Source organism: Pseudonocardia sp. CA-142604 (genome assembly GCF_050948475.1).
GTDB classification, from domain to species: Bacteria; Actinomycetota; Actinomycetes; order Mycobacteriales; family Pseudonocardiaceae; genus Pseudonocardia; species Pseudonocardia alaniniphila.
Genome location: NZ_CP192045.1, coordinates 7,393,517 through 7,418,899 on the forward strand (window position 1 = coordinate 7,393,517; position 25,383 = coordinate 7,418,899).

Below are 25,383 nucleotides of genomic sequence, written 5' to 3' on the forward strand. Positions count from 1 at the left end.
CGAGGACGTCCCGGAATCACAATTGTCGAACAGGACAAGCAAACCCGACGACCGGAACATTTCGCGGAAATACAATTCACGACGTTCATCCGAATCGTCGAACAGCCGCCCGAAGCCGTGTTCGAGCGGTAGTGCCCGGCGGATCAACGCGGAGGTTACCCCCAGGGTGTCACGTGCGGGCGAACAGAAAGATTCCGTACTGCCATACGGCGTCGACCCACTGCTCGTCGAGCACGAAGCCGAGGCTGGAGACGTCGGCGACGAACCCGGGGCGGTGGAACTTCGCCGAGTAGCCGACGTTGATCGAGTCGCCCCGCCCCATGTGCAGGGTGACGCCGAGGCTCTTCAGCGAGACCGTGTGCTCCTCGGTCGCGTACAGGTGTCCCTCCACCGTTGACGTGGCGTCGTCGTAGTGCGCACGGGGGTAGAAGCGGTGGAGCACGAAGTCGCCGTTGAAGCGGTGGTTCAGGTGGGCGAGGTGGTTCTGGCGGAACCGCACGAACGCCGAGCGGCCGGCCGGGTCGTTGTAGCAGGCCTCCAGCACCTCACGTGGTTTGTCGAGGTCGGCCGACACGAGGAACCGGTCGCCGGGCCGCAGCGTCGCCGCGATCTCCTCCAGCAGGGCCGTCCGCTCCGCCGGCGTCGTGTTGCCGATGTTGCTGCCGAGGAAGGCCACCGCGACCGGAGCCTCGTCACGCTCACGCAGGCTCGCGAGCCCTGCCTCGTACCGGCCCCAGAGCGCACGCACCCTGAGCTGCGCGAATTCGGCGGTGAGCGTTTCGGCACTGGCGACGAGCATCTCCCGGCTGACGTCGATCGGGAGGTACGTGGTGGGGCGACGGTCGGTGCACGCCGCGAGCAGCAGCCTGGTCTTCTTCGCGCTCCCGCTGCCGAGCTCGGCGACCGACCCGCAGCCCAGCCGTTCGGCGATCTCCCCGGCGTGCTGACGCAGGAGGTCGTGCTCGACGCGGGTCAGGTAGTAGCTGGGAAGCTCCGTGATCTCCTCGAACAGCTCAGATCCGAGCTCGTCGTAGCCGAACCACGGGGGGATGCGGGGCGGAGACTCCTGCAGCCCGGCGAGCAGCGCGTCCTGGTCCTCCCAGAAGGCGTCGTCGACGGGCACGATCTCGACCCTGCTCTGTGTCACGTGCGCTCCACCGGCCGTCCGTAGGGATCACGACGGCTACACGCTTGCGCATCACGCGCTCTCCCGCAGGACGAGCTCGGAGGGGTACAACGTGGCGGGGGGAACGAGAGCCTCGTCGAGCACGGCCGTGGCAGCTCCGGCTGCGATGCGGCTCACCGGATGGGTCGCGGTGGTGAGCGCGGGGCCGGCCCACGCGGCCGCCGGGACGTCGTCGAACCCGGCGACGGCCACGTCGTCCGGCACGTCCACGCCGAGCCCGCGCAGCGCGACCATCGCCCCGAAGGCAACGGAGTCGCAGATCGCGTAGATCGCGTCGGTGTCGGGCCAGCGGCGCAGCGCCTCCAGTGCACCCGACCGGCCGTCCTCGAAGCCGAAGTCACCGGGCAGGATGCGCGCGGGGAGCCCCGCGGCCTCCACCGTACGGCGGTACGCCTCGACCGACCGCCACGAGCACGGCAGCCAGCTCGGTCCCGTGAGCATCGCGATGTGCCGCCTGCCCGAGGAATGCAGATGACGGACGACCGCAGCGGCGCCGGAGGCGTTGTCGACGTCGAAGGACGGGACGGCGACCGAGCCGATCCCGATGGAGGCCACGCGCCCGCGCAGAACGTGCGGGACCGCGGCGAGCAGCGGCTCCGTGGTGTTGCACAGCACCACTCCGCGGACGCTGCGGTCGGTGCCCAGCCTGCCGAGCGACCCGGGCGCGTCGAGCGGCAACCACTGCAAGGAGACGCCGACGCCTGAGCCGTCGCACACTGCCGCCGTGGCCCCGAGCACGCGCCACATGTACGGGTCCTCCAGCACGTCCGGCCGGGGCCCCGCAACGGCGACGACGACACGGGTGCCGGAACCGCCGGCAAGCGCCCTGGCCAGCGGGTTGGGGGCGTAGCCCATCCGCTCGGCCACGGCTCGCACGCGTTGCCGGGCCGGGGTGGACGTGGTGTCGGATCCGGTCAGCGCCCGGGACGCCGTTGCCCGCGACACCCCGGCGGCGCGCGCGACGTCCTCCAAGGTCAGCGGGTCGCGGATCTCCTCACCCATGACTCCCCCACTCGACGGACTCCGAGCCCCGGCCCCAGCACGGTGCTGCCGGCCGTCAGTACATCATCCGCGGGTCGTCGTAGTACTTGAATTCGAGCAGGTTGTTCGACGGGTCGGCGAGCACGAACGACTCGTGTTCCTCGGCCCGGCCTGCGAAGCGGTGGAACGGCTCGGCGAAGAACGACAGACCCCTGGCGCGTGCGAGGCGCAGGAGCCGTTCCCAGTCCTCGCGACGGCGGAACGTCACGCCGAAGTGGCGGGGATAGAGCTCGGGCGCCTCGTCGACGCAGTCCGAGAGGTGACAGACGACCTGGTCGCCGAAGAAGTCCAGGGTGATCCGGTCGGCGTAGCGGCGGGCGAGCTTGCACCCGAGCCCCGCGACGTAGAAGTCCTGAGCCGCGTCCAGGTCCGCCGCCGGGATGGCCAGGTGGAACACGTCCTCGTGATCGCGCATCAGGCGTCCATGCTCCGCAGGGCCGGCCGCCCTGCCTCGATCGCGTCGCTTCCTGGGGTGTCAGCACCCGCAGCAGCCCGAGTCCGACGGGGCAGGCTCCACCCGCGGCCCGCAGTGCGGGACTTCCCGGTCAGGGGCAGGCTGATCGCCGTCCGCTGCAGCACCTCGACGATCAGCAGAGCCCCGACCACCGCCACCCCGTACACGGCGAAGCTGGACCAGGGGGCCGGCAGCTGCGCGGCAGGCGATGCGGCGCCTGCCACGGTGAGCGCCCACAGGATCGTCGGGTGCAGCAGGAACACCCCGAAGGACCGGTCCGAGGCGCGCTCGACGAAACGCGACGCGCGGCCACCCGCGCGTCTGTCGGCCCATGCGGCCCCGATCGCATAGAAGGCGGCGGTCACCGCCACCGACCACGGCACCATCACCGGCTGGAAGACGTCGGTGGCGAACTCGGCGCCGACACCGTGCGCGATCGACCACTGATAGCTGCCTTCGGCGAGGGCGCCGCCCAGCAGCACCGCGGCGACGATGAGGCCGGTGTGGCCCCGGATCCAGGAGTCGACGCGCGAGGCGTGCACGGCGGCGACCCCGCCGAGCACGAGGAAGAACTGGTAGCTCAGCAGGACCGACCCGAGGTAGGGCAGCAGCTCCGCCTTCGCACCGGTGGGCACCGGGTCGTGCAGCCACAGGTCGATCACCACCTGCAGGAACGCGCTCGCGGCCAGCAGCAGCCCGTGCCGGCCGCGGGTGACCAGCAGCAGCCGCCGGAACAGCGGGAACACCAGGTAGAACTGCAGCGACACCAGCAGGAAGTACAGGTGGAACCACGCCGTGCCGGTCGCCACGTTGCGCAGCAGCACGAGCAGCGCCGGGCCGATCGGAAGCGGTGCAGTGACCAGGCCGAGTCCGGTGTAGACCACCGACCACACCAGGTACGGCACGCCGACCAGCAGGAGCCGGCGGCGCCAGAACGGCACCGGGTGCACACCGGCGTCCCGGTAGCGATGGGTGAGCACGAACGCGGTGAGGACGAAGAAGGCCTCGCGGGTGAAGTGCAGCAGCATCACCACGGCACCGCCGGGCACGCTGTCGAGCGGGTTCACCGTCGAGACCGTGTGCACGCCGATCACGCAGGCGAAGGTCAGCACCCTGACCATGTCGGCCGGATAGATGTGGACGGTGCGGCCCATGGGGCGCCGGAGCTCGAAGGCGCCCGCCGTCATCGGCCGCTCGCCGCGAGCTCGTCGGCGAGCTGGCGGCGCAGCTCGGTGCGGCGCACCTTCCCCGTCGGTGCCAGCGGGAAGCCTCCGACCAGCCGGATCTCGGCAGGTCGCTTGTAGCGGGCCAGGTGGACGGTGCAGCGCTTCACCAGCCGCCGGACGAGCTGGGCGCCCGCAGCGGCGTCCAGCTCGTCGGCCGGGCGGATCAGGGCGATGGGCACGGCGCCCAGCACGTCGTCGGGCCGGCCGATGACCACCGCGTCGGCCACATCGGGCTCGTCGAGCAGGACCTCCTCGATCTCGCGCGGGTAGACCAGCTCGCCGCCGCGGTTCACCACGTCGTCGGCGCGCCCGACCAGGTACAGGTACCCGTCGTCGTCGAGCCGGCCGAGGTCGGCGGTGTCGAGCCAGTGCGCGTCGTCGATCCGGTCGGCGCCCCGCCCGTCGGCGTAGCCGCGGATCACCCCGGCTCCGCGGATCCGCACCCGGCCGACCGCACCCGGCGGGCACACTCTGCCGTCGGGTCCGATCACCTCGAGCTCCACGTCGACCGGCAACCCGACCGACCCGGGCCGCGCCGGGGCGTCGAGCGGGGTCGCCGTGATCTGGCTCGCGGCCTCGGTCATCCCGTAGCTCTCGACGACCGGAACCCCGGTGGCCGCCGCGATCAGCCGTCCCACGTTCTCGGAGAGCGGCGCCGAAGCGGACCGCACGAACCGCAGCCGCTGCGGGAGCACCGGGATCTCCTCCCGGGACAGGATCGTCAGGACCGCGGGCACCGCGTTCAGCCACGTGATGTCGTGCGCGGCGAGCAGCGGCCAGAACCCCGTGCGGTGGAAGCGGCGGTCCAGCACGAGGGTCGCCCCCGACACCAGGGTCGCGAGCAGGCCCACCACCTGGCCGTTGATGTGGAACAGCGGTAGCGGGTTGAAGCCGCGGTCGGCGGCGGTGAGCCGGTTGTGGCGCGCCACGGCCCCGGCGACGTGGAGCAGTTGCTCCTCCTCCAGCACGACCGTCTTCGGGGCCCCGGTCGACCCGGAGGTCAGCAGGGCGGCGGAGCCGGGCGGGCCGTCGTCGGGCACCGGGGCGTCCGGGTCCGCGACCGGGTCCACTGGCAACCCGGTGCCGACCTGGACACGCAGCCCCGGACGCAGCGCGCGGTCGGTGATGACGAGAACGGGACGCAGGGCCATGCGGGCCCGGTGCGTCTCGGCCGGGGTGGCCTCCGGGTTGACCGGCGCCGAGCAACGTCCGGCGGCGATCACCGACAGGTGCACGACGGCGAACGAGAGGGGGTCGTCGATGTCGACCAGTACCCGCGCACCGTGCGGCACGTGGAGCGCGTCCAGCTCACGCGACCATGCGCGCGCAGCCGCGTCGATGCCGGCGTTGTCGATGACCCGGTGGGTGCGGGCGTCCTCCAAGAACGTCTTGTGCGGGTGGCCGGCAGAGCGGGAGCGCAACAGACCGCGCAAGCGGATGGGCACGAGAGTCCACGCTGGACGAGCTTTCTGTGCGCGTGCTGTGCAGGGCATGTGAAGAGCCGGTCCGTCCGCACCGCGGTCGGTGCCGTGCGCCTGACGGCTGTGGCGACCCCCGACTCGCACCGGATGGTGCCGCCATGGCGATGACTCCCTTACGTCCGTCGCGCCTGGGACCGCGGATCGCGGAAGACGTCGTCGACGCGGTCCCGATCGGCGTTCCACCCCAGGTCTGCCGGGCCGCTGAACAGATCGGACACCTCTGCGTACGTGCGCCAGCCGTGGGGCTCGACAGGCACCAGCCGCGCGCTCGGCCTACCGCCCACGGTGATGGTCACTTCCTCCCCCTGCTCGACGCGGCGTACCAGTTCGGCGGCCTGTTCTCGGAGCTCCCGCAGTCCCACGACAGTCACGCCGCATGGCGTAGCACAAGTGCTCCCCATGCGCCTCATTCCCGCTCGGCCGCGCTCCAGATGGCTGGCATCCTCAGTGCAACCGCCGTCGAGCTCGGCAACGGCCGGCCGGGTGCCGCCCGATGTGCGGCGGGCGGTGCCGAGGGGTCGGCGGACGCGCTGCGGCGGGAGATGCAGCCTGACGGCATAGCTTGAGGTATGGGCGTCTCGTTCATCGTTAGAGCACCATGTTCGACCCAGGGACGCTCAAAGCTGGAAGCCGATTTTCCAGCGCGAGGTGGCGGCAGCCAATCCGTGCTCTACCCGGGAGCCATCGCCGTGGCGAGCGGGGGCCGGGCCGCGTGCGCGGCCCGGCCCCACCCCCCTCGGGCCAGGGATCAAGTGTCTCGCGGACTCGGGGCTCCCCTGCCCGGTTCGCGTCTGATCGACCCCCTCGTCGGCTGTGAATACAGTCGACCAGCCCGAGGATTCAACGTGAATAACGATTCCTATCCGACGCCATGCGTTTCCTCTAGCACGGTCGCGGGAGCATCCCGGCGAGGTACTCACGCCGCCAGCCGGTCGGCGTCGTCCCGAACCGCCGCCGGAACGCCCGTACGAACGTACTGAGGTCGCGGAACCCGACGGCAGCGGCGATGCCCGCAATGGCGCGGTCGTACCTCGGATCGGACAGCATCGCCTGTGCCGCGAGCAGCCGCTGCTCGCGAAGGTAGGCACCCGGCGTGGTCCCGATTCGCTCGAACAGCGTGTACAGGTGGGCAACCGACACGTGATGCCGCCGCGCCAGCTCCTCGACCCGCAGTTCTGGGTCGCCCAGGTGTTCGCGGACGTGCATCCGCATCACGTCGAGCAACACTTGTGCGGCGCCGTCCCCGCCCGGCATCGAGGGGCTGACGTCCCGCAACGCCATCGCGAGCAGATCGATCGCAGCTCGTCCGGCGTCGAGCCGCTGGTCGCCGGTGAGGTCGTCCGCGACCTGAAACAGCCGGCGGAGGTAGGTGGACAGCATCTGCATCGCCGGGTTTGCGGCGTCCACGCTGCGTGCACAGGCCTCGGTGACCTCACCGGTACGGAGCGGCAGTAGCTCACGGGAGAAACGCAAGGCCAGGCTCCGTGCCGCTGTCGGCGCGACCCGCTTCCACGGGCTGCGCGCCTCCGATAGCACTCCCGAACCGGCCGCCAGCTCGGCGAAGCGGTCGTGCTGGCGTATGTAGGCCCGGCCGGCCATGTGTACGCAAAAGAGCATCAGGTTGTCTCCCGTCGCCCTCGCTGCCATCCGGTCGGTCCGGACCGACGACATCGGTCCTCCCCAATGCGACCGAGAGAGGGTCAGGGCGTCGCCCAGCTCCTGGAACGCCACACCCCCGTGATACTCGGGACGCGTCCGGGCGATCACCGGCATGAAGGACTCACTGGCGACGCCCTCCAACTCCTCACCGTAGAACTCGTGGATCTGCACGGCCCGACGCTAACTCCGGATCATCGGCCCAGGCAGGAACCACAAGACCACTTGTCAGACCCGTTAGATGCCACGTGCTGCAACGACTCGCCCGCAGCCTTCGCAGCCGCTCGTGCAGGACCACTCGATCCCGGAGGCTGTCCTTCGTCCGGATAGACCGGGCCAGCCGCGGGGTACTCGACGTGGTGGGCCGACGCCAGCCGCTTGATCGCCGTCGGGGTCCATCCCTGCTGCCCGCGCGAGATCGTCGACGCTGCCATGGCCGCGCTCATGCGTTGCGGCATCAGAGGCGTTCACCTCACCGGGCAGGCCGGTCTGTGGTACGTGTCCGAGATGAGCCCCGAGAGGAGCACTGCCCCGGAGCGGGCGGCGTGGAGGTGGGCCGGGATCATCCCGGCCGCGCTCGCCGCGTGCGCCGGCGGGGTCGACCTGCTCGCACTCGCCGGGCTCGGTGGCGCGTTCGCCAGCATCGTCACCGGCAACCTGGTGACCACGGGCTACGGACTCGGCACGGTGAACATGGCACTTGCGGCGCCGTCGGGCATCGCCGTGGTCTGTTTCGCCGTCGGCGTCGTCGCCTCGACGCGGGTGTGGCGACATCGCCCGGAGGCCGTCATCGGGCTCCTGCTCGCCGAGCTGGTGCTGCTGGCAGGCGTGGCCGCGGGCTGGATCCTCACCGGCGCACACCCCGGGCCGGTCGTGTCGTTCGTCCTGCTGGGCGTGGCCTCCGCCGCCATGGGTGGGCAGAGCGTGGCGGCACTGCGGCTGAAGGCCTCCACCACCTACATGACGGGCACCCTGGTCAGCGTGCTGCACGACGTCGTGACGGGCCGTGCCGGACGTCGCCGGTCGGCGTTGCGCCAGCTCGCGGCGCTGGTGGTGGGAGCGTGCGCGGCCGCCGCGCTGCTGCACCCGGTGCGCTGGGCCGTACCGCTGCTTCCCCTCGTCCTGCTCGCTGTGTCGATCGGGCTGGTGGTCGCCGACCGCGCGTCGGTCCGCTGATCAGGACGACGACGGGTGGCTTTCCGTGGCGACCCCTCTGACCGCCACGGAAAGCCACCCTTTTCCGGCTTCGCCGGAACATCGGACGGAGCCCGCTCCCCAGCCCGCTCCGTCCGCCACAGAGCGACTCCCCAGTCGCCCGTGGTCGTATCGATGGCCGCCGTGGCGGCCGGTCTCAGGCCGCGGCCGGAACGCGGTGGTTGGCGAGCATGCGCCCGTCCGGATCCACCCGCCGCCGGATCTGCTGCAGCCGCTGGTAAGCCTCGGCACCGAATCCGAGAGCCGCGTCCACCGGTCTCTCGGCGAAGTTGAGGTAGTGCCCGCAGGCCCAGGGCGACATCGCGGCCTCGAGGCGGTCCGCGTGCTGTTGGCCGATCCTCAGTGCTTCCGGCTCGGCGGCCAGTGCGCAGGCGTACATGGCGAACTCCCCGTGAAGCATCGGCAGCGCTCCGGCGCCGGGGTGGGGCCGGCCACAGGCCCCACCGAGCTGGCGCAACTCCGCGACGGCCAGGCTCGAACCGGAGTCCGCTCCGGCGGCCTCGACGAACGCGTCCACGCCCGCTTCCGGCAACGAACCGAGCATGGCCGCGGAGGCCACCGCAGGCGTCGGGCCCTCGGGGTCGCCGTGCAGGCGGCCCAGGCCCGCGGCCGTCATCCGGCCGAAGGTGTCGATCTCGGGTCCGAGCTCACGCAACGGGGCGAGGATCTTCTCCGCGGCCTCGTCAGCGGCCAGTACGGCCCCGTCGATCATTGCGACCTGCCGCCCTCGCAGCGGCGGCGGCACCGCCTCGATAGAAGGGAGCTGCAAGATCCTGCAGGACGTCGACGCCTCGTCGGGCGCCTCGGACGTCCACTGCGTCCACCGGGCGAACACGCGGCTCGCCTCCCGCCAGTCCCACACGAGCGCCCCGCCGTAGACCGACGTCACCGGGTAGAGGGCGAACTCCAGAGCTGTGACGACCCCGAAGTTGCCGCCCCCGCCGCGCAGCGCCCAGAACAGCTCCGGGTCGGAGTCGGCGTCGACCCGCGCGAGCTCACCGTCGGGAAGTACGAGCTCCACAGCCAGGAGGCTGTTGCACTGCATCCCGAACCGGCGGGCGAGCCACCCGATGCCTCCGCCCAGGGAGAACCCGGCCACCCCGACGTCCGGGGACGACCCGTGCAGCGCCACGAGCCCGGCCGGGGCCACCGCGACGCCGACGTCGCCCCACAGCACGCCGCTGCCGACCCGCGCCCGCCGCCGTTCCGGATCGATCGTGACCTCACGGAGCGACGACGTGCGCAGCAGTACCGCGTCCTCGAGTCCCTCCAGCGGTCCGGCATTGTGGCCGGTGGACTGGGGCGCGACGCTCAGACCGGCCCGCGCGGCCGCCCGAACCACAGCAGCCACCTCATCCGCTGTACGCGGCTGCGCGACCGCAGCCGGCCACTGCTGCACCGTGAGTTGCCACGGGTGCCGGGCGCCCTCGTAACCGGGGTCCTCGGGCAGGTGGACCGTGGCGCAGGCCGCACGCAGCTCGTCGAGACCGCGGTGCACGTCGATCGGGTTGCTCGTCACGCCCTGCCACACGATGCACAGGTGCAAGCGGTTCACAGCTGCGCGCGTTGCATCCGTGGCCGATTTCCACTACTCCCTGATCTGCGGAAACGCATATCGGAGTGACTGGGATCACACTCGGCAGCCATCGATCCCCGACGCGCCGTCTGACACCAGATTCTCACTGTGGGTAGTCAAAGGCGCCCGCGGCTCCATCCATGATCGTTCCCAGATCCGGGTTTTCGCCCGCGCAAGGGCGCGCAGCCGGATCTCACGGTGATCTTGAATTCGATGATCGTTCCGAGATCCGGCGTTCCGCCCTGGCGAGGGCTGATCGACGGATCTCGCGGCGATCACCACCACCGGCTCCTCACGGCTGGTTGCGGGTGAGGACTTCCCGGACGAAACGTCCCTTGCCCGCGGTGTAGGCCTCCCGGTCGTCGCGGTGCCGGTCGGCGAGCTCCACCTTGAGCCGGGCGTAGGCGCGCACCATTGCGGGGTCGGCTCGTAGCGCGTCACGGAAGGCGAGCTGCTGATGCCACCTGCTGTCGGCCGTCATGACGTGCAGGTGCGCGACGCGGCGATCGTCGCGCACCTTGACGAAGAACCGCCGGTACGGACTTCCGTCGAGTTCGGGGGGAACGTAGTGCCAGCCGTGCGGAGCAACGACCGGAACGATCTCGTCGGCGACGTCGAGGGTGGCGACCTGTGCCTGCAGATCGATGATCGGCTTCGCGGCCAGCCCGGGCACCGCGGTCGAACCGACGTGCTCGACCGCCCCGGTGAGCCAGGGCGCGAGCAGCCCCTGCAGCAGGTCACGCTCCTGGAGGCCTCGGTCGACCCAAGCCGGGTCGTGGTCGACGACCTCGACGCGCTCGGTGGCCCAGACCGGCCATGCCGCGCTCGGCACGTCGTCAGGTTCGGGCATTCGGCCGGCCTCCCTCGGGAATCGATTGAGCGAATGTGCCTGTTGCGCGAAGGCCCGGGATGAGTCCGGCGAACTCCCGGGTGGGTACGCGCGTCCGGGGCAGGCGACCTGCAGGCACCGCCACAGAGCCTCACCGAACTCACCCTCCCCGATACCCCATGATCGTTCCGAGATCAGGGTTTCCGCCCGCGCAAGGGCGCTCAGCCGGATCTCGCGGCGATCACCACCACCGGCCGCTGACCCCGGCGGACGCTGCGGTGACGACGGTGGGATCTCCGGGTTGTGATCGGGGCCGTCCCGGAGGTCTCGGACCCTCGGGATGCTTAGCGTTCAGGGCCATGCTGACAACGCCCAACGTCGTAATTCCCACGCAGGCTCGCACCGTACAGGGCGTCTGCCTCATCCTCGGTCCCCTCCTGAACGCCGCGGCGACGTTCTTCTGGACGGACGACGGCCGGCACGGCGTCGTGGGTGGCGCGCTGGTGGCGTGGTCGTCCGTGCTGTGGCTCCCGGGTCTCCTCGGTTTGTGGGAGATCGTCCGGTCGAGCAGGCCCGTGCTCGGGTCGGTCGGTGCCGCGCTGGCGGTGATCGGCTCGTTCGGCGGGATCGCGTTCGGGCTGCAGGGGTTCTACGAAGGCGCGTTCGGGCTGGACAAGCAGCAGAGCCTCGACGCCCTCGCCGCGTACCCGCTGACGTCGCAACTGGTGCTCTGGCTGCCCGGGCTGACGTTCCCGCTGATGATCGTGCTCCTGGCTGTCGCTCTCGCCCGGACGCGGAGCGCGCCCATGTGGATGTGGGCCGCGCTCGGCGTCGGCGGCCTCCTGTGGCCCGTGAGCCGGATTCCTCGCATCGAGGCGATCGCCCACGTCGCGGACCTCGCGGTGCTCGTCCCGTCCGCGGGCCTCGGCGCGCTGCTCATCGCGAGCGCGCTGCCGCTGCGCCCGGCCCGGTCGGCAGCCTCGACGTAGGCGCTGCGGAGTGACGACCGGACGCGGCAGTTCGGCGAGATGTACCCGGGTGGCCGCGTCCGAGCAGGGCTTTCACAACTTCGGAACAGCGACAGAGCGCCCCTACGGGTGCACTCTGGACGGGACAGCGTCGACAGGAGAACCGCAATGCGGACCGTACTCAATGTGATCTGGCTCATCCTCTGCGGCGTCTGGCTGGCCATCGGCTACGTGCTCGCCGGAATCATCTGCTGCCTGCTGATCGTGACGATTCCGTTCGGGCTGGCCGCGTTCCGCATGGCCGACTTCGCGCTGTGGCCCTTCGGCAGAAGTCTCGTCAAGCGCGCGGACGCAGGCGCGCCGTCCACCATCGGCAACGTCATCTGGATCATCTTCGCCGGATGGTGGCTCGCGCTGGCACACCTCACCACGGCCATCGCGCTGGCCATCACGATCATCGGGATCCCGCTGGCGTGGGCGAACCTGAAGCTGATTCCGGTCTCGCTCGTTCCGCTCGGGCGGGTCATCGTGGACAGCGACGACGTGCAGGCCCGGTACCCGACCGTGTACTGAGTACGTGGGTAACAAAGCACGTGGGTACTGATCGCCGAGTGAGGAGCTGATCTGGCGTGGAGCACGTCGCCCGTGGCCGGAACTACATCAACGGCCGCTGGGAGGAGGGCGACGGGACGACTCTCGAGGTGCGCGACCCCGCCACGGGAGACGTCGTCGCCCGCGTGCCCGACTCCACGGAGCAGGACGTCGACCGAGCCGTCACCGCCGCGAAGCGCGCGTGGAACAGCTGGCGCTGGGTCAACCCGACGGTACGGGCCGGCTACCTGCACGCCGCGGGCGACGCTCTCGCTGCCGCGAAGGTCCAGGTGGCGGCGGCCATCACCCGGGAGATGGGCAAGCCGATCCCCGAGGCCACCGGCGAGGTGGAGAAGCTCGCGAAGACCTTCCACTTCTACGCCGAGGAGGCCACGCGGATCACCGGCGCCACCGTGCCCAACGAGGAGGAGGGCTTCACGAGCCTGGTCGAGAAGGAGCCGATCGGGGTCGTCGCGGCCATCACGCCGTGGAACTACCCGGTGGAGCTCATCGGCTGGAAGCTGTGCGCCGCGCTCGCCGCGGGCTGCACGATCGTGGTGAAGCCCTCGGAGTACACGCCGTCGGCGGCGATCGAGGTGTTCCGGAGCCTGGAGGCGGCGAAGCTGCCCGCCGGTGTGGCCAACCTCGTCACCGGCGCAGGCGCGACCGGCCGCGCGCTCGTTGCCCACCCGGCGATCAACAAGGTGGCCTTCACCGGTTCCGGGGCAACCGGAGAAGCGATCTTCAAGACCGTCTCCGGGGTGAAGCCGCTGTCCATGGAGCTGGGTGGCAACTGCCCGCTCATCGTCACGGCGCGGGCCGACATCGACCAGGCGGTCACCGGGGCGCTGCGGCGTTCGTTCCGCAACGCCGGGCAGATCTGCATCGCCATCAACCGCGCGTATGTGCACGCCGACCTCTACGAGGAGTTCGTACAGCGGCTCGCCAAGGCGGCAGCTGGCCTGGTGGTGGGGGACGGCCTGCGCGAGGACAACGTCGACGTCGGCCCCGTCACCAACGTCGAGATCCTCGAGAAGTGCGAGCGGCACGTCGCCGACGCCCGGTCGAAGGGGGCACGGGTGCTGGTGGGCGGCGCCCGTCCGGCCGACCGGTCCGTCGGCACCTACTACCTGCCGACCGTGCTGGCCGACTGCACCCAGGACATGCTGGTGATGCACGAGGAGACCTTCGGCCCGGTCATCGGGGTGAGCCCGTACGACGACCTCGAATCCGCGATCGAGCTGGCCAACAGCACCCCCGCCGGTCTCGCGGCCTACGTGTACTCCGAGGACCTGAGCGAGGTGTTCGCCCTCGGCCGCCGCCTGGACTTCGGCAGCGTCGCGGTGAACAACGTCGACGCAGGCACGATCAACGCCCCCTACGGCGGGCGCAAGGGCAGTGGCTTCGGCTACGAGCACGGCCGGGAGGGCATGGAGGGATACCTCCAGATGAAGCACGTGCGGGTTCGTCACCGCAGCTGACACCCACCGGACACCGGGAGCGGCTCGACGGCGAGCCGCCGGACCAGGGAGAGACGCATGAGGACGTGTTTCATCGGGATCGATCTCGGAACGTCCGCCTGCAAGGTGCTCGCCCTCGACACGAGCGGGCAGGTCCTCGCCACCAGCGTTCGCGACTACCCGGTCGTGACGACCCGGCCCGGATGGGCGGAGCAGGACCCCGCGCTGTGGTGGCAGGCCACCGACGACGCGGTCCAGGATCTGGTGGGCCGGCTGCCGGCCGGCGCGTCCGTGCGCGGGTTCGGCCTGAGCGGGCAGATGCACGGCCTCACCGCGCTCGACGAGGAGCGCAAGGTGATCCGCTCGGCCATCCTGTGGAACGACCAGCGGGCGGCGCCGCAGTGCGCGGAGATCACCGAGCGGGCCGGCGGGTTGCCCGGACTGCTGGACCTGGTGCAGAACCGCATGCTGCCGGGGTTCACCGCCGGCAAGATCCTCTGGCTCCGCCAGCACGAGCCCACGTCGTTCAAGGGCATGCGCCACCTGCTCAATCCCAAGGACTTCATCCGCCTCCAGATGACCGGTGAGCTCGCCACGGAGGTCTCCGACGCGTCCGGCACCGGCCTGTTCGACGTCCGCGAGCGCCGCTGGAGCAGCGACCTGTTGCGGCTGCTGGACATCCCGGAGGACCTCATGCCGCCGGTCGTCGAGTCGCCCGAGGCGACCGGCACGCTGTTGCCCGAGGTGGCGCAGCGCTGGGGCCTGCCCGCGTCGACGCCGGTGTTCGGCGGTGGCGGTGACGCGGTCATCCAGACCACCTCGATGGGCATCATCGACGACGGCGCCATCGGCATCACGCTCGGCACGGCGGGCATCGTGGCGGGCGCGAGCGGCTCCTGCCCCGACGACATCGACGGCACCTTGCAGATCTCCTGCGGGAACGCGCCGGACCGCTGGCACGTGATGGGCGTGTCCCTGGTGGCCGGCGGTGCCTTCCAGTGGCTGCGGGACATGCTGCGAACGCTGGTCGGACCGCAGCTGCAGTACGGCAGCCTGGTGGAGCTGGCCCGGCAGGCGCCACCGGGGTCCGAGGACCTGCTCTTCCTCCCCTACCTGCTCGGCGAGCGCTGCCCGCACGTGGCGCCCGACGCACGCGGCAGCTGGGTAGGCCTCACCCCGATGCACTCGGCCGCCCACCTGTCCCGCAGCGTGCTGGAGGGCGTGCTGCTCAACCTGCGCCAGATCGTGGATGTGTGCGAGTCCACGGGCCTGGACTGCACGCAGGTGCGGGTGTCGGGTGGGGTCACCGTCGAGCCGTTGTGGATGCAGATGCTGTCCGACGTGCTGAACCGGGAGGTCGTCACGGTCACGGGTGCGGCCGAGGGTGGCGCGTACGGAGCCGCGCTGGTCGCCGGGGTCGGCACGGGTGACCTCGGAACACTCGCCGACGCGGCGGGCCTCGTCCGGGAGACCTCCCGCTTCACCCCCGACACCGGCAACGCCGAGGTCTACGAGCGGCTGTTCACCGTCCACCGCGGCCTCTACGGCACCTTGGAACCCACCTTCGCCCAGCTCGCGGACGGCCGGCGATGACGGCAGTGCGGCCGCGCACCGAGCAGGACCGGGCCAAGGTCGCTGCCGGTGTGCACGCCCTGGACACCCAGGTCCGCAACGGGATGCTCCTCGGGCTCGGCTCCGGGACGACGTCCCACTGGTTCGTGCGCTCGCTCGCGGAGCGCGTGCGGGAGGGCCTGGACGTGGTGGGGGTGCCCACCTCGACCGCGACCCGGGACCTCGCACTGGAGCTCGGCATCCGCCTCGCTGACCTGAACGACGTCCCCGAGCTCGACCTCACGATCGACGGCCCCGACGAGATCGACGGTGCCGGCAACATGATCAAGGGCGGTGGGGCCTGCCTGCTCTGGGAGAAGGTGGTGGCGCGGGCCTCGCACCGGATGGTCACCGTGCTCGACGACACCAAGATCGTCACCACGCTGGGACGGTTCCCGCTGCCGGTCGAGGTGGTGCCGTTCGGCTGGGTCTCGACGCGCAGGCACCTGGCCCGGCTCTTCGCCGATGCCGGCCTCGGCCAGGTGCGGATCACGAACCGGATGCGGGACGGCGAGCTGCTGGTGACCGACAGCGGCCACTACATCCTCGACGCCCACCTCGAGGCGATTCCCGACGTCCCCGGGCTCGCCGCCGTGCTCAACCACATCCCGGGGGTGGTCGAGCACGGGCTCTTCGTGGGTATCGCGGACGCGATGGTGGTGGGTCACCCCGACGGGAGCGCGGAGGTCCGGGCCTTCCGATAGCCACACCGGAGCCTGCGCGCCCCGGTCCGCCCGGGGTGCGCAGGCTCACGGCGTGATGCGATCCATATGGTGGAACCGCGGGCGCAATGTACGGTCATTACTGCTGATCGTAGGTGCGGCGCAAGGGAGCCATCGTGTGGATGTCGGTCCTCACCAGGGAGCCGGCCCGCCCGGCCGGTTTGCGTGACCGGCCGAACGCCTGGCTGCTCGCCGTGGGCACCGTCTGCTTCGGCGCGTTCATGGGCCAGCTCGACGCGAGCATCGTCACCCTCACCTACGGATCCCTCGGCGCCGAGTTCGACGCCTCACTCGCCGGGGTTCAATGGGTCTCCCTCGCCTACCTGCTGACGCTGGCCGCGCTGCTGATCCCGGTCGGCCGGCTGGCCGACGCCTACGGCCGCAAGCTGCTCTACCTCTACGGCTTCGTGGTCTTCACGGTCGCCTCCCTGGCCTGCGCGCTGGCGCCGGACCTCGGCTGGCTGATCGTGTTCCGCATCGTGCAGGGCATCGGGGCGGCCCTCCTGCAGGCCAACAGCGTCGCACTGATCACCACGAGTGCTCCCCCGCACCGGCGGCGGGCGGGGCTGGGCATCCAGGCAGCCGCTCAGGCCCTCGGCCTCGCCCTCGGCCCGACGATCGGCGCACTGCTCGTCGCCGGCCTCGGCTGGCGGTGGGTGTTCGGCATCAACGTGCCGATCGGCGTGCTGGGTGTGGCCGCCGGAGTGTTCCTGCTCCCCCGCACGCGCGAGCGGAGCAGCGCCACCCGCTGGGACATGACCGGCCTCGCGCTGATGGTCACCGCCACCACCGCCGGCCTGCTCGGCCTGTCGACGCTGTCCGGCCTCGCGCTCCCGGACTGGGCGCCGGCGTGCCTGTTCGCCCTTGCGGCAGGTGCGGTGATCGGCATCCGCGCCCGGCGGGGACGCTCGACAGCGCCGCTGGTCGACCCCCTGCTCCTGCGGTCGCGCACGGTCAGGGCAGGACTGGTCGGAGCGCTGGGCGGCTACCTGATCCTGTTCGGCCCGCTCGTCCTCATCCCCGTGGCGCTCACCTCGGCCGAGGTCCCGGAACTGCAGGCCGGGCTCGTACTGACCGCACTTCCGGCCGGGTTCGCGCTGGCCGCCACCACCGGCGAACGACTACTCCCGGCCACCTGGACCGACCGTCAACGGTGCCTTCTCGGCGCCCTGCTCATCGTCGTGGCGACCGGCCTGCTCGCCGCCGCGCCCTTCACCGCTGAGTGGCTCGCGCCGCTGCTGGGCGTGCTCGGCGTCGCGCTCGGCATCTTCACCCCGGCGAACAACAGCGTCGTCATGGGCTTCGTCCCGACCCGGACGGCCGGAACGGGCGGCGGGCTCGTCAACATGGCCCGCAGCCTCGGCACGGCGCTCGGCGTCGCGTGCGTGACGCTCGCTCTGCACGCGCGGCCCGCCGACGGCACGTTCGACGGTCCGCGCACGGCGCTGCTCACGCTGACAGCGGTCGCGCTGGTTCTCCTGATATCCGCCCGGCTGATCCCCGTCACGAATCCGGATCCGGCACGAGGTCGCTCGCAGCGACACTGAGCACGCCGTAGAGGTTGTTGAGGTCCGAGATGAGCTCCTCGTGGTCGATCGATCCCCTGAGCTCGAGCATGACCGACACCGGCCGGACGCCGGGCACGTGACGCGGACCGGCCCCGCTGTCGACGAGAGCGTCGACCGGCGACTGTTCGACGCGGCGTGTCGTCAGCTCCACGACGGTCCATCCGCGCTTGGTACAGGTGCTCACGATCTCCCGGAGCAGGCCGCGGCCGTCCTCGTAGGTCACTTGGACGAAGCGGCTCAGCTGCCGCCCGTCCGGGAGCCAAGAGGTCAGCCACGGGAAGGCGAAGACGACGATGAAGTAGCCGATGGTTGCCGCCCCCGCCAGCACCGGCAGACCGGCGCCCGCTGCCATGCCGACAGCGGTGGTCACCCAGACGGCCGCGGCGGTCGTCAGGCCGCGCACGGCGTCACGGCGCACGAAGATCAGCCCGGCGCCGATGAACCCGATACCGGACACGATCTGCGCTGCGACACGGGACGGGTCGAGGACGACGTGGTCGCCCAGGACGTCGGTGAAGCCGTACTTGGAGACGAGCATCATCAGAGCTGAGGCGAACCCGATCAGGGTGTGCGTCCGTAGGCCGGCGCTCTTGTTGCGCAACTCCCGTTCCAGCCCGATCGCTGCCGACAGCACGAGCGCGATCGCGAGCTCCAGGATCTGCGTCCAGCCCTGACCGGTCGGCTCCCCGAGTTGTAGTGCGAGGCTCACGCCCACTCCTCCCATCCGTCGCCGTGTCGAGCAGCGGTACCCCCCCCCGCGCCGACGCGGTGTCGTGAAGGGTTGTTGTTCCGCCGACGGCGATGCCGGGGAGAGCAGCGGCAGGACAGCTGCGCCTGCCGCCGAACACCGCCCGTTCCTGACGAGCAGCGGACCACAGTACGCCGTGTTAACGGCGGGCCCTCTCGCGACCTGTTGCGTCGATACCCCCCAGGGGTGTAAACATCAGGTGCGGATACGGCACCCCCCTAGGGTATCCAGAACTACCGGAGAGGCAGCAGCACGATGAGCACGAGCACTTACACGGTCGTCGGGATGACCTGCGCGCACTGTGTGGCATCGGTGAGCGAGGAGATCGGTGAGATCAGCGGCGTCCGCGACGTCGCGGTCGACCTGCCCACCGGCGCCGTCACCGTCACGAGCGACGACCCCGTCGACGACGCGGACGTGCGCGCCGCGGTCGAGGAGGCCGGCTACCAGCTCGCGGCCTCGTAGGCCGCCATCCACCGCCCGGCCTCCGACGACGCGGCCGGGCCCGAGCAAGGACGGCAGATGAACACTGCAGCGAGACTCTCCGTCTACGGCGCGGTGCTCGCCCTGCTCACCGCAGGCGCGTATGTCACCGGATCCGCTGTCGGTCCCTTCTCCTCCGCCGCTCCCACCGTCACCACAGGTGCGGAGCCCGCGGAGATGTCCGGCGCCGAGGACGCCGGGCACGGGGACGACAACAGCGGCGCTGTCACGGAGGTCGTCGACCAGCCTGCGGGGCTGGCGTCGAGCAGGGGCGGCTACACCCTCACGCCCACCACACCGACGCTCACCGCGGGAACCCCCACCGACTTCGCGTTCCACATCACCGGACCCGACGGCTCCCCGGTCACGGCGTTCGACGAGGAGCACACCAAGCGGCTGCACCTGATCGTCGTGCGCCGCGACACCACCGCCTACCAGCACCTGCACCCCACGATGGACGCCGACGGGACGTGGCGGACGTCGCTGACCGTGCCCGCGGGCGGCAGCTACCGGGTCTTCGCCGACTTCGTCCCCACCGGAGGTGCACCCACCACCCTCGGTGTCGACCTCTCGGCGGCGGGCGACTACGCACCCGCCACGCACCCGACGAGCAGCACTGCTCAGGTCGACGGCTACGAGGTCCGCCTCGACGGCGACCTCACAGCGGGCCAGGCCTCCCCTCTCACCCTCACGGTCACCCGCGGCGGCGTCCCCGTCACCGACCTGGACTCCTACCTCGGCGCCTACGGGCACCTCGTCGCGCTCCGCGCGGGCGACCTCGCCTACCTGCACGTTCACCCCGACGGCAGCTCCACACCGGGGCCGCAGATCCGGTTCATCGCCGAGGTTCCGTCGGCGGCGACCTACCGGCTGTTCCTCGACTTCCAGCACGCCGGAGTCGTGCGCACCGCCGAGTTCACCCTGCCCACTGCCACCGCCGCGACTGGTGCATCCGCGCAACCCGCCGGGATCACCGAGCAGCCGGGACACGGGCACGACACACAGAACGGACACCGGTGATGACGACCACAGCCGCACAGGCCACCGGGGCGACGAGCGCGCCGGCCGGGCAGGAGGTCGAGCTCGTCATCGGTGGGATGACCTGTGCTTCCTGCGCCAACCGCATCGAGCGCAAGCTCAACAAGCTCGACGGCGTGACCGCCACGGTGAACTACGCCACCGAGAAGGCGAAGGTCGTCGCGCCCGAGGGGGTCGACCCGGCGGAGCTCGTGGCCGCGGTCGAGGCCGCCGGTTACACCGCACAGGTGCCCCGCCCGGTGTCGGACGAGCCCGCTGCCGGGAGCGCCGACGACGAGCCGGACGACACCCGGGCTCTGCGGCAGCGCCTCATCGGGTCCGCGGTGCTCTCGGTGCCGGTGATCGCGCTCGCGATGATCCCCGCTCTGCAGTTCACCTACTGGCAGTGGATCTCACTCGCGCTCGCCGGGCCGGTGGTGGTGTGGGCGGCATGGCCGTTCCACCGGGCGGCCTGGGCGAACCTGCGCCACGGCGCGGCCACGATGGACACCCTCATCTCGCTGGGCACCCTCGCGGCGTTCGTCTGGTCGCTGTACGCGCTGCTCTGGGGCACCGCGGGGCTGCCCGGCATGACCCACCCGTTCGAGCTGACGGTCGGGCGCAGCGACGGCGCCGGCAACATCTACTTCGAGGTCGCCGCCGGTGTCACCACGTTCATCCTCGCCGGCCGCTACTTCGAGGCCCGCTCGAAGCGCCTGGCCGGGGCCGCACTGCGGGCGCTCCTCGAGCTCGGCGCGAAGGACGCCGCCGTCCTGCGCCGTCGTGGCGGCGTCGATGCGGAGGAGCGGATCCCGATCACGCAGCTCGTCGTCGGCGACCGGTTCGTCGTGCGGCCCGGGGAGAAGTTCGCCACCGACGGTGTCGTCCTCGACGGCGCCTCCGCCGTCGACGCCTCGATGCTCACCGGTGAGTCGGTCCCGGTCGAGGTGCGCCCCGGCGACCCGGTCGTCGGCGCCACCGTGAACGCCGGTGGGCGGCTCGTGGTCCGTGCCACCCGCGTCGGGGCCGACACCCAGCTGTCGCAGATGGCGAAGCTGGTCGAGGACGCGCAGACCGGCAAGGCAAAGGTCCAGCGGCTCGCCGACGCGATCTCCGGGATCTTCGTGCCGATCGTCATCGCGCTGGCCGTGATCACACTCGGGTTCTGGCTCGGCACCGGGGCGGGGGCCGCCACCGCGCTCACCGCCGCCGTCGCGGTGCTGATCATCGCCTGCCCGTGCGCGCTGGGCCTCGCCACGCCGACCGCGCTGCTCGTGGGGACCGGCCGCGGCGCGCAGCTCGGCATCCTCATCAAGGGCCCTGAGGTGCTCGAGTCCACGCGCCGCGTCGACACCGTGGTGCTCGACAAGACCGGCACCGTCACCACCGGCCGGATGGGCCTCGCCGTGCACCCCGCCACCGGCGCCGACGAGCAGACGGTGCTCCGGCTCGCCGGAGCCCTGGAGAACGCCTCGGAGCACCCCATCGCCGCAGCGATCACGAACGCCGCCCGTGAGCAGGTCGGCGACCTGCCCGAGGTGACGGAGTTCTCCAACCACGAAGGTCTCGGAGTTCAGGGGATCGTCGACGGACATGCCGTGCTCGTCGGCCGGCCCGCGCTGCTCGAACAGTGGAGCGTGCCCCTGACCGGAGAGCTCGCCGCCGCCGAGGAGGCCGCGGCCGCGCAGGGCCGCACCGCGGTGGCGGTGGCGTGGGACGGCGAGGCCCGTGCCGTGCTCGTCGTCGCCGACGCCGTGAAGCCCACCTCGGCCGAGGCGATCGCGCAGCTGCGGGCGCTCGGACTGACGCCGGTGCTCCTCACGGGCGACAACCGCGCGGTCGCGGAGTCCGTCGCCCGGGAGGTCGGGATCGACGTCGGTCCGGAGACGGTGATCGCCGGGGTGTTGCCCGCCGACAAGCTCGGGGTCATCGAGGAGCTGCAGCGGCGGGGCCGGGTCGTCGCCATGGTCGGCGACGGCGTGAACGACGCGGCCGCCCTCACCCGGGCCGACCTGGGCCTCGCCATGGGCACGGGAACGGACGTCGCCATCGAGGCGGCGGACATCACCCTCGTGCGCGGTGACCTCCGTGCCGCCGCCGATGCCATCAGGCTCTCCCGCCGCACGTTCGGCACGATCAAGGGGAACCTGTTCTGGGCGTTCGCCTACAACCTGGCCGCCCTGCCCCTCGCCGCCACCGGGCTGCTCAACCCGATGCTCGCCGGGGCCGCGATGGCGTTCAGTTCGGTGTCCGTCGTGGGGAACAGCCTGCGGCTGCGCCGGTTCCGCAGCCACGCCGGCTGAGCACGACCACGCGCGGCCGACCGGTTCGGGTCTATGACCACCCGAGCCGGTCGGCCGCCGCGAGCTCGGAGGCCAGAAGCGCGGTCGTGGCTGGGCGCTCGAGAGCGCGACCCTGCTCGTAGCGGCCGGTGAACCGATCGCCGAGGGCGCGGCGCAGCTCGTCCGTCAGCCGGACCACATCCGGATGGTGGGCATCGGCCGCACCCCGCATCGCGTGGCCTGCGCCGAGCACCACCGCAGCGGCGTCGGAAGCGCCCTGGCAGGCCCGCAGCGAGGCGATCGCGGCGGCGACGATCCCGAGCAGCGTGGCGTCTGCGGTGGCCACGGCCCCGGCGAGGGCGGCGTGCAGGTCGCTGCGGGCGCCCGCGACGTCACCGCGGGCCAGGGAGAGCTGGGCGAGACCCGATCGGTACTTCACCCGGAAGAGCCGGTCGCTCTCACCGCCCGCGGCGTGCAGCGCATGGTCGTACTCACGGGCGGCCGCGACGAGGTCGCCGTCCTGCCGGTCCATGTCGCCGAGCCGCATCCGCGCCAGCGCGAGGTGGTGGGCGGCGGGGTGGCCCGCGATCACGGTGCGCAGCTCGGCCCGGGCGCGGGCTGTGTCGCCGGCGTAGATGTACGCGGTGGCCAGCCACACGCGCTGGTGGTCGTCATTGCCGAGCTCGGCGGCCGGCATCCGGGCGTCGAGCAGGGCGGCGAGCGCCCCGTCCCGATCGCCGAGGAGGAGCTGTGCGGCTCCGAGGTAGGTCAGCGACACGGCACTGCCCCAGCGCTCGCCGAGGGCGCGGAACTCGCCTGCGGCCGCCGTCAGGTCCCGGCGGGCCCCGGACAGATCGCCGTGGCCACCCCGCAGCAGCGCCCGCACCAGCCAGAACATGCCCTTCCCGAACCGGGCGGCCCTCGGCGGTGGCTCGGTCTCCAGGAGACCGCCTGCGGCGTCGCCCGACAACGTCGCCAGCAGTGGCCCGATCACCAGTGCCGACGGGTGACCGCTCTCAGCCGCTGCCCGGAACCTGTCCAGCTGGGCCGCGTCCTCGATCACGTCACCCGAGAGCACGGTGTTGATGAGGTAGGCGGCCACGGCGGGAGCGCGGATCGTGACCGGTGTCGTGGTGGGCACCGCGAGTGCCTCGCGCAGCAGCCGCGCCGCCTGGGCGTGGTCGCCCTGGAGGGTGAGGAAGAACGACAGCGCGGCCGCCAGCCGCACCGCGGTGTCGTCGTCGCCTGCGGTGCAGGCCTGCCGCAGGGCACCCAGGAGGTTCTCCCGCTCGGCGGTCAGTGCGGGGATCCAGCGCAGCTGCTCGGGCCCGCGCAGATCGGGCATGGCGGCCTCGGCGAGTTCGAGGAAGTGACGTGCGTGCGCCGCCCTGGCCCGGTCGACGTCACCGCTCGCGCTCAGGCGCCGCAAGCCGTACTCCCGGATCGTCTCCAGCATCCGGTAGCGCACGCCCGGCCCGGCCACCCGGTGCAGGAGCGACTTGTCCACGAGCGCCCCGAGGGTCGGCGCCACCGGAATCCCGGACGGGCCGACACAGTCCGCGGCGGCCGGCGTGATCGTGCCGGGGAAGACGGACAACGCTTCGGCGAGGCGGCGCTCGTCCTCGGTCAGCAGCTCCCAGCTCCAGCCGATCACGGCGGCCAGAGTGCGGTGCCGCGGCAGGGCGGTGCGGCTGCCGCCGGTGAGGAACTGGAATCGGTCGTCGAGCATCGTGGCGAGGTGCTCGACCGGGACCGAGCGCGCTCGTGCCGCCGCGAGCTCGATCGCGAGCGGCAGTCCGTCCAGGTGCCGGCAGACGTCGGCGACGGCGGTCGTGTTCTCCGGAGTGAGCGTGAAGGCGAGATCCGCGGCCGCCGCCCGCTCCGCGAAGAGCCGGACCGCGGGGCTCTCGCGGGTCTCCTCGACGCTCGCGGTGGGGGCCGCGAGCGGCAGCGGGGGAACCGGGACGAGCGCCTCCGCCGTGATGCCGAGCGGTTCGCGGCTGGTGGCGAGCACGGAGAGCGCGGGGCACCTGACGAGCAGCTCCTCGCAGACCGCGGCCGCGGCGTCGAGAAGGTGCTCGCAGTTGTCCAGCACCAGCAGCGTGGGCACGGGCGAGACGGCGTCGACGAGGCGGTCGATCGGGTGGCCCGCGGCGGAGCCGGTGCCCTGGCTGCCGAAGGCGTCGAGCGTGGCCTGCGCGACGCCGGCGGGATCCGTCACGGCGGCGAGCTCGACCAGCCATGCTCCCCCGCGCAGCCCGCCGGCCATGTCCGCCGCGACGGTCGTCGCGAGGCGCGTCTTGCCGGCACCACCCGGCCCGGTCAGGGTGACGAGCCTGCTCGCGCCCAGCCGGCGCGCGACGAGTGCGCGTTCCTCCTGGCGTCCGACGAACGTCGTCAGTGCGGCGCGGAGGTTGCCACGCCGGTGCCGTGCACTGATGGGTTCCTCCGCGCGCAGCACCGCGAGATGGGCGGCGCGCAGCTGGGGTGACGGATCGGTTCCCAGCCCGTCCGCGAGCGCGGAGCGCAGGTGCGCATAGCGTTCGAGCGCCTCGGCCGATCGGCCGTCCGCATGCAGGGCGCGCAGGAGCAGCGCCTGGGCCCGCTCCCGTCTCGGGTATGCGGTGGTCAGCGCGGTGAGCTCCGCGACGAGGACGGCGGGCTCGGCGCCGCCGAGCAACTCGGCCTGCGCCCGGTCCTCCGTCGCGGCGAGCCGCAGCTCGTCGAGCCGGGCGATGTCGGCCGCGGCGAACGGCTCGTCCGCGACGTCCGCCAGCGCCGCGCCCCGCCACAGCGCGAGGGCCTCCCCCAGGGCGCTTCGTGCCGTGTGGGCATCCGACTCCTGCAGGGCGACGCGCCCGGCGCGGGCGAGTCGCTCGAAGCGCACGGCGTCCACCGCGTCGGGCGACAGCTCGAGTCGGTAGCCACCAGCGACCGAGCACACCGGCCCGTCGCCGGGGAGCGCCCGGCGCAGCCGCGACATCAGCGAGTGCAGGGCGTGTATCTGGCGTGGCCCGGCCCCGGGCTCCTCCGGCCAGAGGGCCTCGACGAGCGCGGCCACCGGCACGGTTCGCCCGGCGTCGATCGCGAGCCGGATGAGCAGGGTGCGCAGCCGGGCGCCTCCCAGGGCGACGTCGGCGCCGCCGACCCGAACCTCCAGCGGCCCGAGGATGCCCACCTGCATCCGATCACTGTGCCAGCATCCGATCGATTCCTGTGTGCGCCTTGTGTGCGCCTTGTGTGCGGTTTGTGAGCGGGCGGCGGCAGCG

21 protein-coding genes are annotated in these 25,383 nt (G+C 71.8%); 10 read left to right on the forward strand and 11 right to left on the reverse strand.

The window, feature by feature from the left end:
• Positions 1-169: 169 nt before the first annotated feature.
• From ACQPZQ_RS33505 to ACQPZQ_RS33535, 7 genes are all read right to left on the reverse strand, one after another.
• Positions 170-1,147 carry an L-histidine N(alpha)-methyltransferase gene (locus ACQPZQ_RS33505; protein WP_433287522.1) on the reverse strand — a complete coding sequence of 326 codons (978 nt, stop codon included), beginning with the start codon at positions 1,145-1,147 and terminating at the stop codon, positions 170-172.
• 51 nt (positions 1,148-1,198) lie between these two features.
• Positions 1,199-2,188: a LacI family DNA-binding transcriptional regulator gene (locus ACQPZQ_RS33510; RefSeq protein ID WP_433287524.1), complete on the reverse strand. Its 990-nt coding sequence runs from the start codon at positions 2,186-2,188 to the stop codon at positions 1,199-1,201.
• Positions 2,189-2,243: 55 nt separating this feature from the next.
• Complete coding sequence (locus ACQPZQ_RS33515) at positions 2,244-2,642, reverse strand: VOC family protein (RefSeq protein WP_433287526.1); 399 nt, start codon at positions 2,640-2,642, stop codon at positions 2,244-2,246.
• On the reverse strand, positions 2,642-3,868 hold the full coding sequence (locus ACQPZQ_RS33520) for an acyltransferase (protein ID WP_433287528.1): 1,227 nt from the start codon (positions 3,866-3,868) through the stop codon (positions 2,642-2,644). The genes ACQPZQ_RS33515 and ACQPZQ_RS33520 overlap by 1 nt, the downstream gene beginning before the upstream one ends.
• Complete coding sequence (locus tag ACQPZQ_RS33525; protein WP_433287530.1) at positions 3,865-5,352, reverse strand: class I adenylate-forming enzyme family protein; 1,488 nt, start codon at positions 5,350-5,352, stop codon at positions 3,865-3,867. The genes ACQPZQ_RS33520 and ACQPZQ_RS33525 overlap by 4 nt, the downstream gene beginning before the upstream one ends.
• A 149-nt stretch (positions 5,353-5,501) precedes the next feature.
• Positions 5,502-5,759: a type II toxin-antitoxin system Phd/YefM family antitoxin gene (locus ACQPZQ_RS33530; RefSeq protein WP_433287532.1), complete on the reverse strand. Its 258-nt coding sequence runs from the start codon at positions 5,757-5,759 to the stop codon at positions 5,502-5,504.
• A gap of 511 nt (positions 5,760-6,270) precedes the next feature.
• Positions 6,271-7,218 (reverse strand): helix-turn-helix domain-containing protein, encoded by a 948-nt coding sequence (locus tag ACQPZQ_RS33535; protein ID WP_433287534.1) that lies wholly within the window; start codon positions 7,216-7,218, stop codon positions 6,271-6,273.
• Between the two features lie 333 nt (positions 7,219-7,551).
• On the opposite strand from ACQPZQ_RS33535, the gene ACQPZQ_RS33540 reads away from it, so the two are divergent.
• A complete protein-coding gene (locus tag ACQPZQ_RS33540; RefSeq protein ID WP_433287536.1) occupies positions 7,552-8,220 on the forward strand; it encodes a YoaK family protein in 669 nt (222 codons plus the stop codon).
• Between the two features lie 175 nt (positions 8,221-8,395).
• On the opposite strand, the gene ACQPZQ_RS33545 is transcribed toward ACQPZQ_RS33540, so the two are convergent.
• Entirely contained in the window at positions 8,396-9,778 is a 1,383-nt protein-coding gene (locus ACQPZQ_RS33545; protein WP_433287538.1) for an FAD-binding oxidoreductase, read from the reverse strand.
• 349 nt (positions 9,779-10,127) lie between these two features.
• A complete protein-coding gene (locus tag ACQPZQ_RS33550) occupies positions 10,128-10,685 on the reverse strand; it encodes a GrpB family protein (protein WP_433287540.1) in 558 nt (185 codons plus the stop codon).
• Between the two features lie 338 nt (positions 10,686-11,023).
• Between ACQPZQ_RS33550 and ACQPZQ_RS33555 the strand changes: the two genes are divergently transcribed.
• From ACQPZQ_RS33555 to ACQPZQ_RS33580, 6 genes are all read left to right on the forward strand, one after another.
• Complete coding sequence (locus ACQPZQ_RS33555; RefSeq protein WP_433287542.1) at positions 11,024-11,653, forward strand: hypothetical protein; 630 nt, start codon at positions 11,024-11,026, stop codon at positions 11,651-11,653.
• A 147-nt stretch (positions 11,654-11,800) separates the two neighbouring features.
• Positions 11,801-12,205 (forward strand): YccF domain-containing protein, encoded by a 405-nt coding sequence (locus tag ACQPZQ_RS33560; protein ID WP_433287544.1) that lies wholly within the window; start codon positions 11,801-11,803, stop codon positions 12,203-12,205.
• A 56-nt stretch (positions 12,206-12,261) separates the two neighbouring features.
• A complete protein-coding gene (locus tag ACQPZQ_RS33565) occupies positions 12,262-13,704 on the forward strand; it encodes an aldehyde dehydrogenase family protein (protein ID WP_433287546.1) in 1,443 nt (480 codons plus the stop codon).
• A 57-nt stretch (positions 13,705-13,761) separates the two neighbouring features.
• Positions 13,762-15,276: a xylulokinase gene (gene xylB, locus ACQPZQ_RS33570; RefSeq protein ID WP_433287548.1), complete on the forward strand. Its 1,515-nt coding sequence runs from the start codon at positions 13,762-13,764 to the stop codon at positions 15,274-15,276.
• Positions 15,273-15,998: a ribose-5-phosphate isomerase RpiA gene (gene rpiA, locus ACQPZQ_RS33575; protein ID WP_433287550.1), complete on the forward strand. Its 726-nt coding sequence runs from the start codon at positions 15,273-15,275 to the stop codon at positions 15,996-15,998. The genes xylB and rpiA overlap by 4 nt, the downstream gene beginning before the upstream one ends.
• A gap of 140 nt (positions 15,999-16,138) precedes the next feature.
• Complete coding sequence (locus ACQPZQ_RS33580) at positions 16,139-17,563, forward strand: MFS transporter (protein ID WP_433299483.1); 1,425 nt, start codon at positions 16,139-16,141, stop codon at positions 17,561-17,563.
• On the opposite strand, the gene ACQPZQ_RS33585 is transcribed toward ACQPZQ_RS33580, so the two are convergent.
• On the reverse strand, positions 17,520-18,293 hold the full coding sequence (locus ACQPZQ_RS33585; RefSeq protein ID WP_433287552.1) for an MgtC/SapB family protein: 774 nt from the start codon (positions 18,291-18,293) through the stop codon (positions 17,520-17,522). The genes ACQPZQ_RS33580 and ACQPZQ_RS33585 overlap by 44 nt on opposite strands.
• Before the next feature lie 294 nt (positions 18,294-18,587).
• On the opposite strand from ACQPZQ_RS33585, the gene ACQPZQ_RS33590 reads away from it, so the two are divergent.
• The 3 genes from ACQPZQ_RS33590 to ACQPZQ_RS33600 are packed head-to-tail and all read left to right on the forward strand — an operon-like array spanning position 18,588 to position 22,135.
• Positions 18,588-18,797, forward strand: coding sequence for a heavy-metal-associated domain-containing protein (locus ACQPZQ_RS33590; protein ID WP_241036207.1), 210 nt, complete (start codon positions 18,588-18,590; stop codon positions 18,795-18,797).
• Positions 18,798-18,854: 57 nt separating this feature from the next.
• Entirely contained in the window at positions 18,855-19,835 is a 981-nt protein-coding gene (locus ACQPZQ_RS33595) for a hypothetical protein (protein WP_433287554.1), read from the forward strand.
• Positions 19,835-22,135: a heavy metal translocating P-type ATPase gene (locus ACQPZQ_RS33600; protein WP_433287556.1), complete on the forward strand. Its 2,301-nt coding sequence runs from the start codon at positions 19,835-19,837 to the stop codon at positions 22,133-22,135. The genes ACQPZQ_RS33595 and ACQPZQ_RS33600 overlap by 1 nt, the downstream gene beginning before the upstream one ends.
• Before the next feature lie 31 nt (positions 22,136-22,166).
• On the opposite strand, the gene ACQPZQ_RS33605 is transcribed toward ACQPZQ_RS33600, so the two are convergent.
• The gene (locus tag ACQPZQ_RS33605) at positions 22,167-25,298 is read right to left on the reverse strand and encodes a BTAD domain-containing putative transcriptional regulator (protein WP_433287558.1); all 3,132 of its coding nucleotides are present in this window, start codon (positions 25,296-25,298) and stop codon (positions 22,167-22,169) included.
• Positions 25,299-25,383: the final 85 nt, after the last annotated feature.

Excerpts from the sequence above, each read along its gene's own strand:
- ACQPZQ_RS33515 (WP_433287526.1), bottom strand. The coding sequence starts at position 2,642 with ATGCGCGATCACGAGGACGTGTTCCACCTGGCCATCCCGGCGGCGGAC.
- ACQPZQ_RS33510 (WP_433287524.1), bottom strand. The coding sequence starts at position 2,188 with ATGGGTGAGGAGATCCGCGACCCGCTGACCTTGGAGGACGTCGCGCGC.
- ACQPZQ_RS33540 (WP_433287536.1), top strand. The coding sequence starts at position 7,552 with ATGAGCCCCGAGAGGAGCACTGCCCCGGAGCGGGCGGCGTGGAGGTGG.
- ACQPZQ_RS33555 (WP_433287542.1), top strand. The coding sequence starts at position 11,024 with ATGCTGACAACGCCCAACGTCGTAATTCCCACGCAGGCTCGCACCGTA.
- ACQPZQ_RS33520 (WP_433287528.1), bottom strand. The coding sequence starts at position 3,868 with ATGACGGCGGGCGCCTTCGAGCTCCGGCGCCCCATGGGCCGCACCGTC.
- ACQPZQ_RS33595 (WP_433287554.1), top strand. The coding sequence starts at position 18,855 with ATGAACACTGCAGCGAGACTCTCCGTCTACGGCGCGGTGCTCGCCCTG.
- ACQPZQ_RS33605 (WP_433287558.1), bottom strand. The coding sequence starts at position 25,298 with ATGCAGGTGGGCATCCTCGGGCCGCTGGAGGTTCGGGTCGGCGGCGCC.
- ACQPZQ_RS33560 (WP_433287544.1), top strand. The coding sequence starts at position 11,801 with ATGCGGACCGTACTCAATGTGATCTGGCTCATCCTCTGCGGCGTCTGG.
- ACQPZQ_RS33590 (WP_241036207.1), top strand. The coding sequence starts at position 18,588 with ATGAGCACGAGCACTTACACGGTCGTCGGGATGACCTGCGCGCACTGT.
- ACQPZQ_RS33580 (WP_433299483.1), top strand. The coding sequence starts at position 16,139 with ATGTCGGTCCTCACCAGGGAGCCGGCCCGCCCGGCCGGTTTGCGTGAC.
- rpiA (WP_433287550.1), top strand. The coding sequence starts at position 15,273 with ATGACGGCAGTGCGGCCGCGCACCGAGCAGGACCGGGCCAAGGTCGCT.
- ACQPZQ_RS33600 (WP_433287556.1), top strand. The coding sequence starts at position 19,835 with ATGACGACCACAGCCGCACAGGCCACCGGGGCGACGAGCGCGCCGGCC.
- ACQPZQ_RS33550 (WP_433287540.1), bottom strand. The coding sequence starts at position 10,685 with ATGCCCGAACCTGACGACGTGCCGAGCGCGGCATGGCCGGTCTGGGCC.
- xylB (WP_433287548.1), top strand. The coding sequence starts at position 13,762 with ATGAGGACGTGTTTCATCGGGATCGATCTCGGAACGTCCGCCTGCAAG.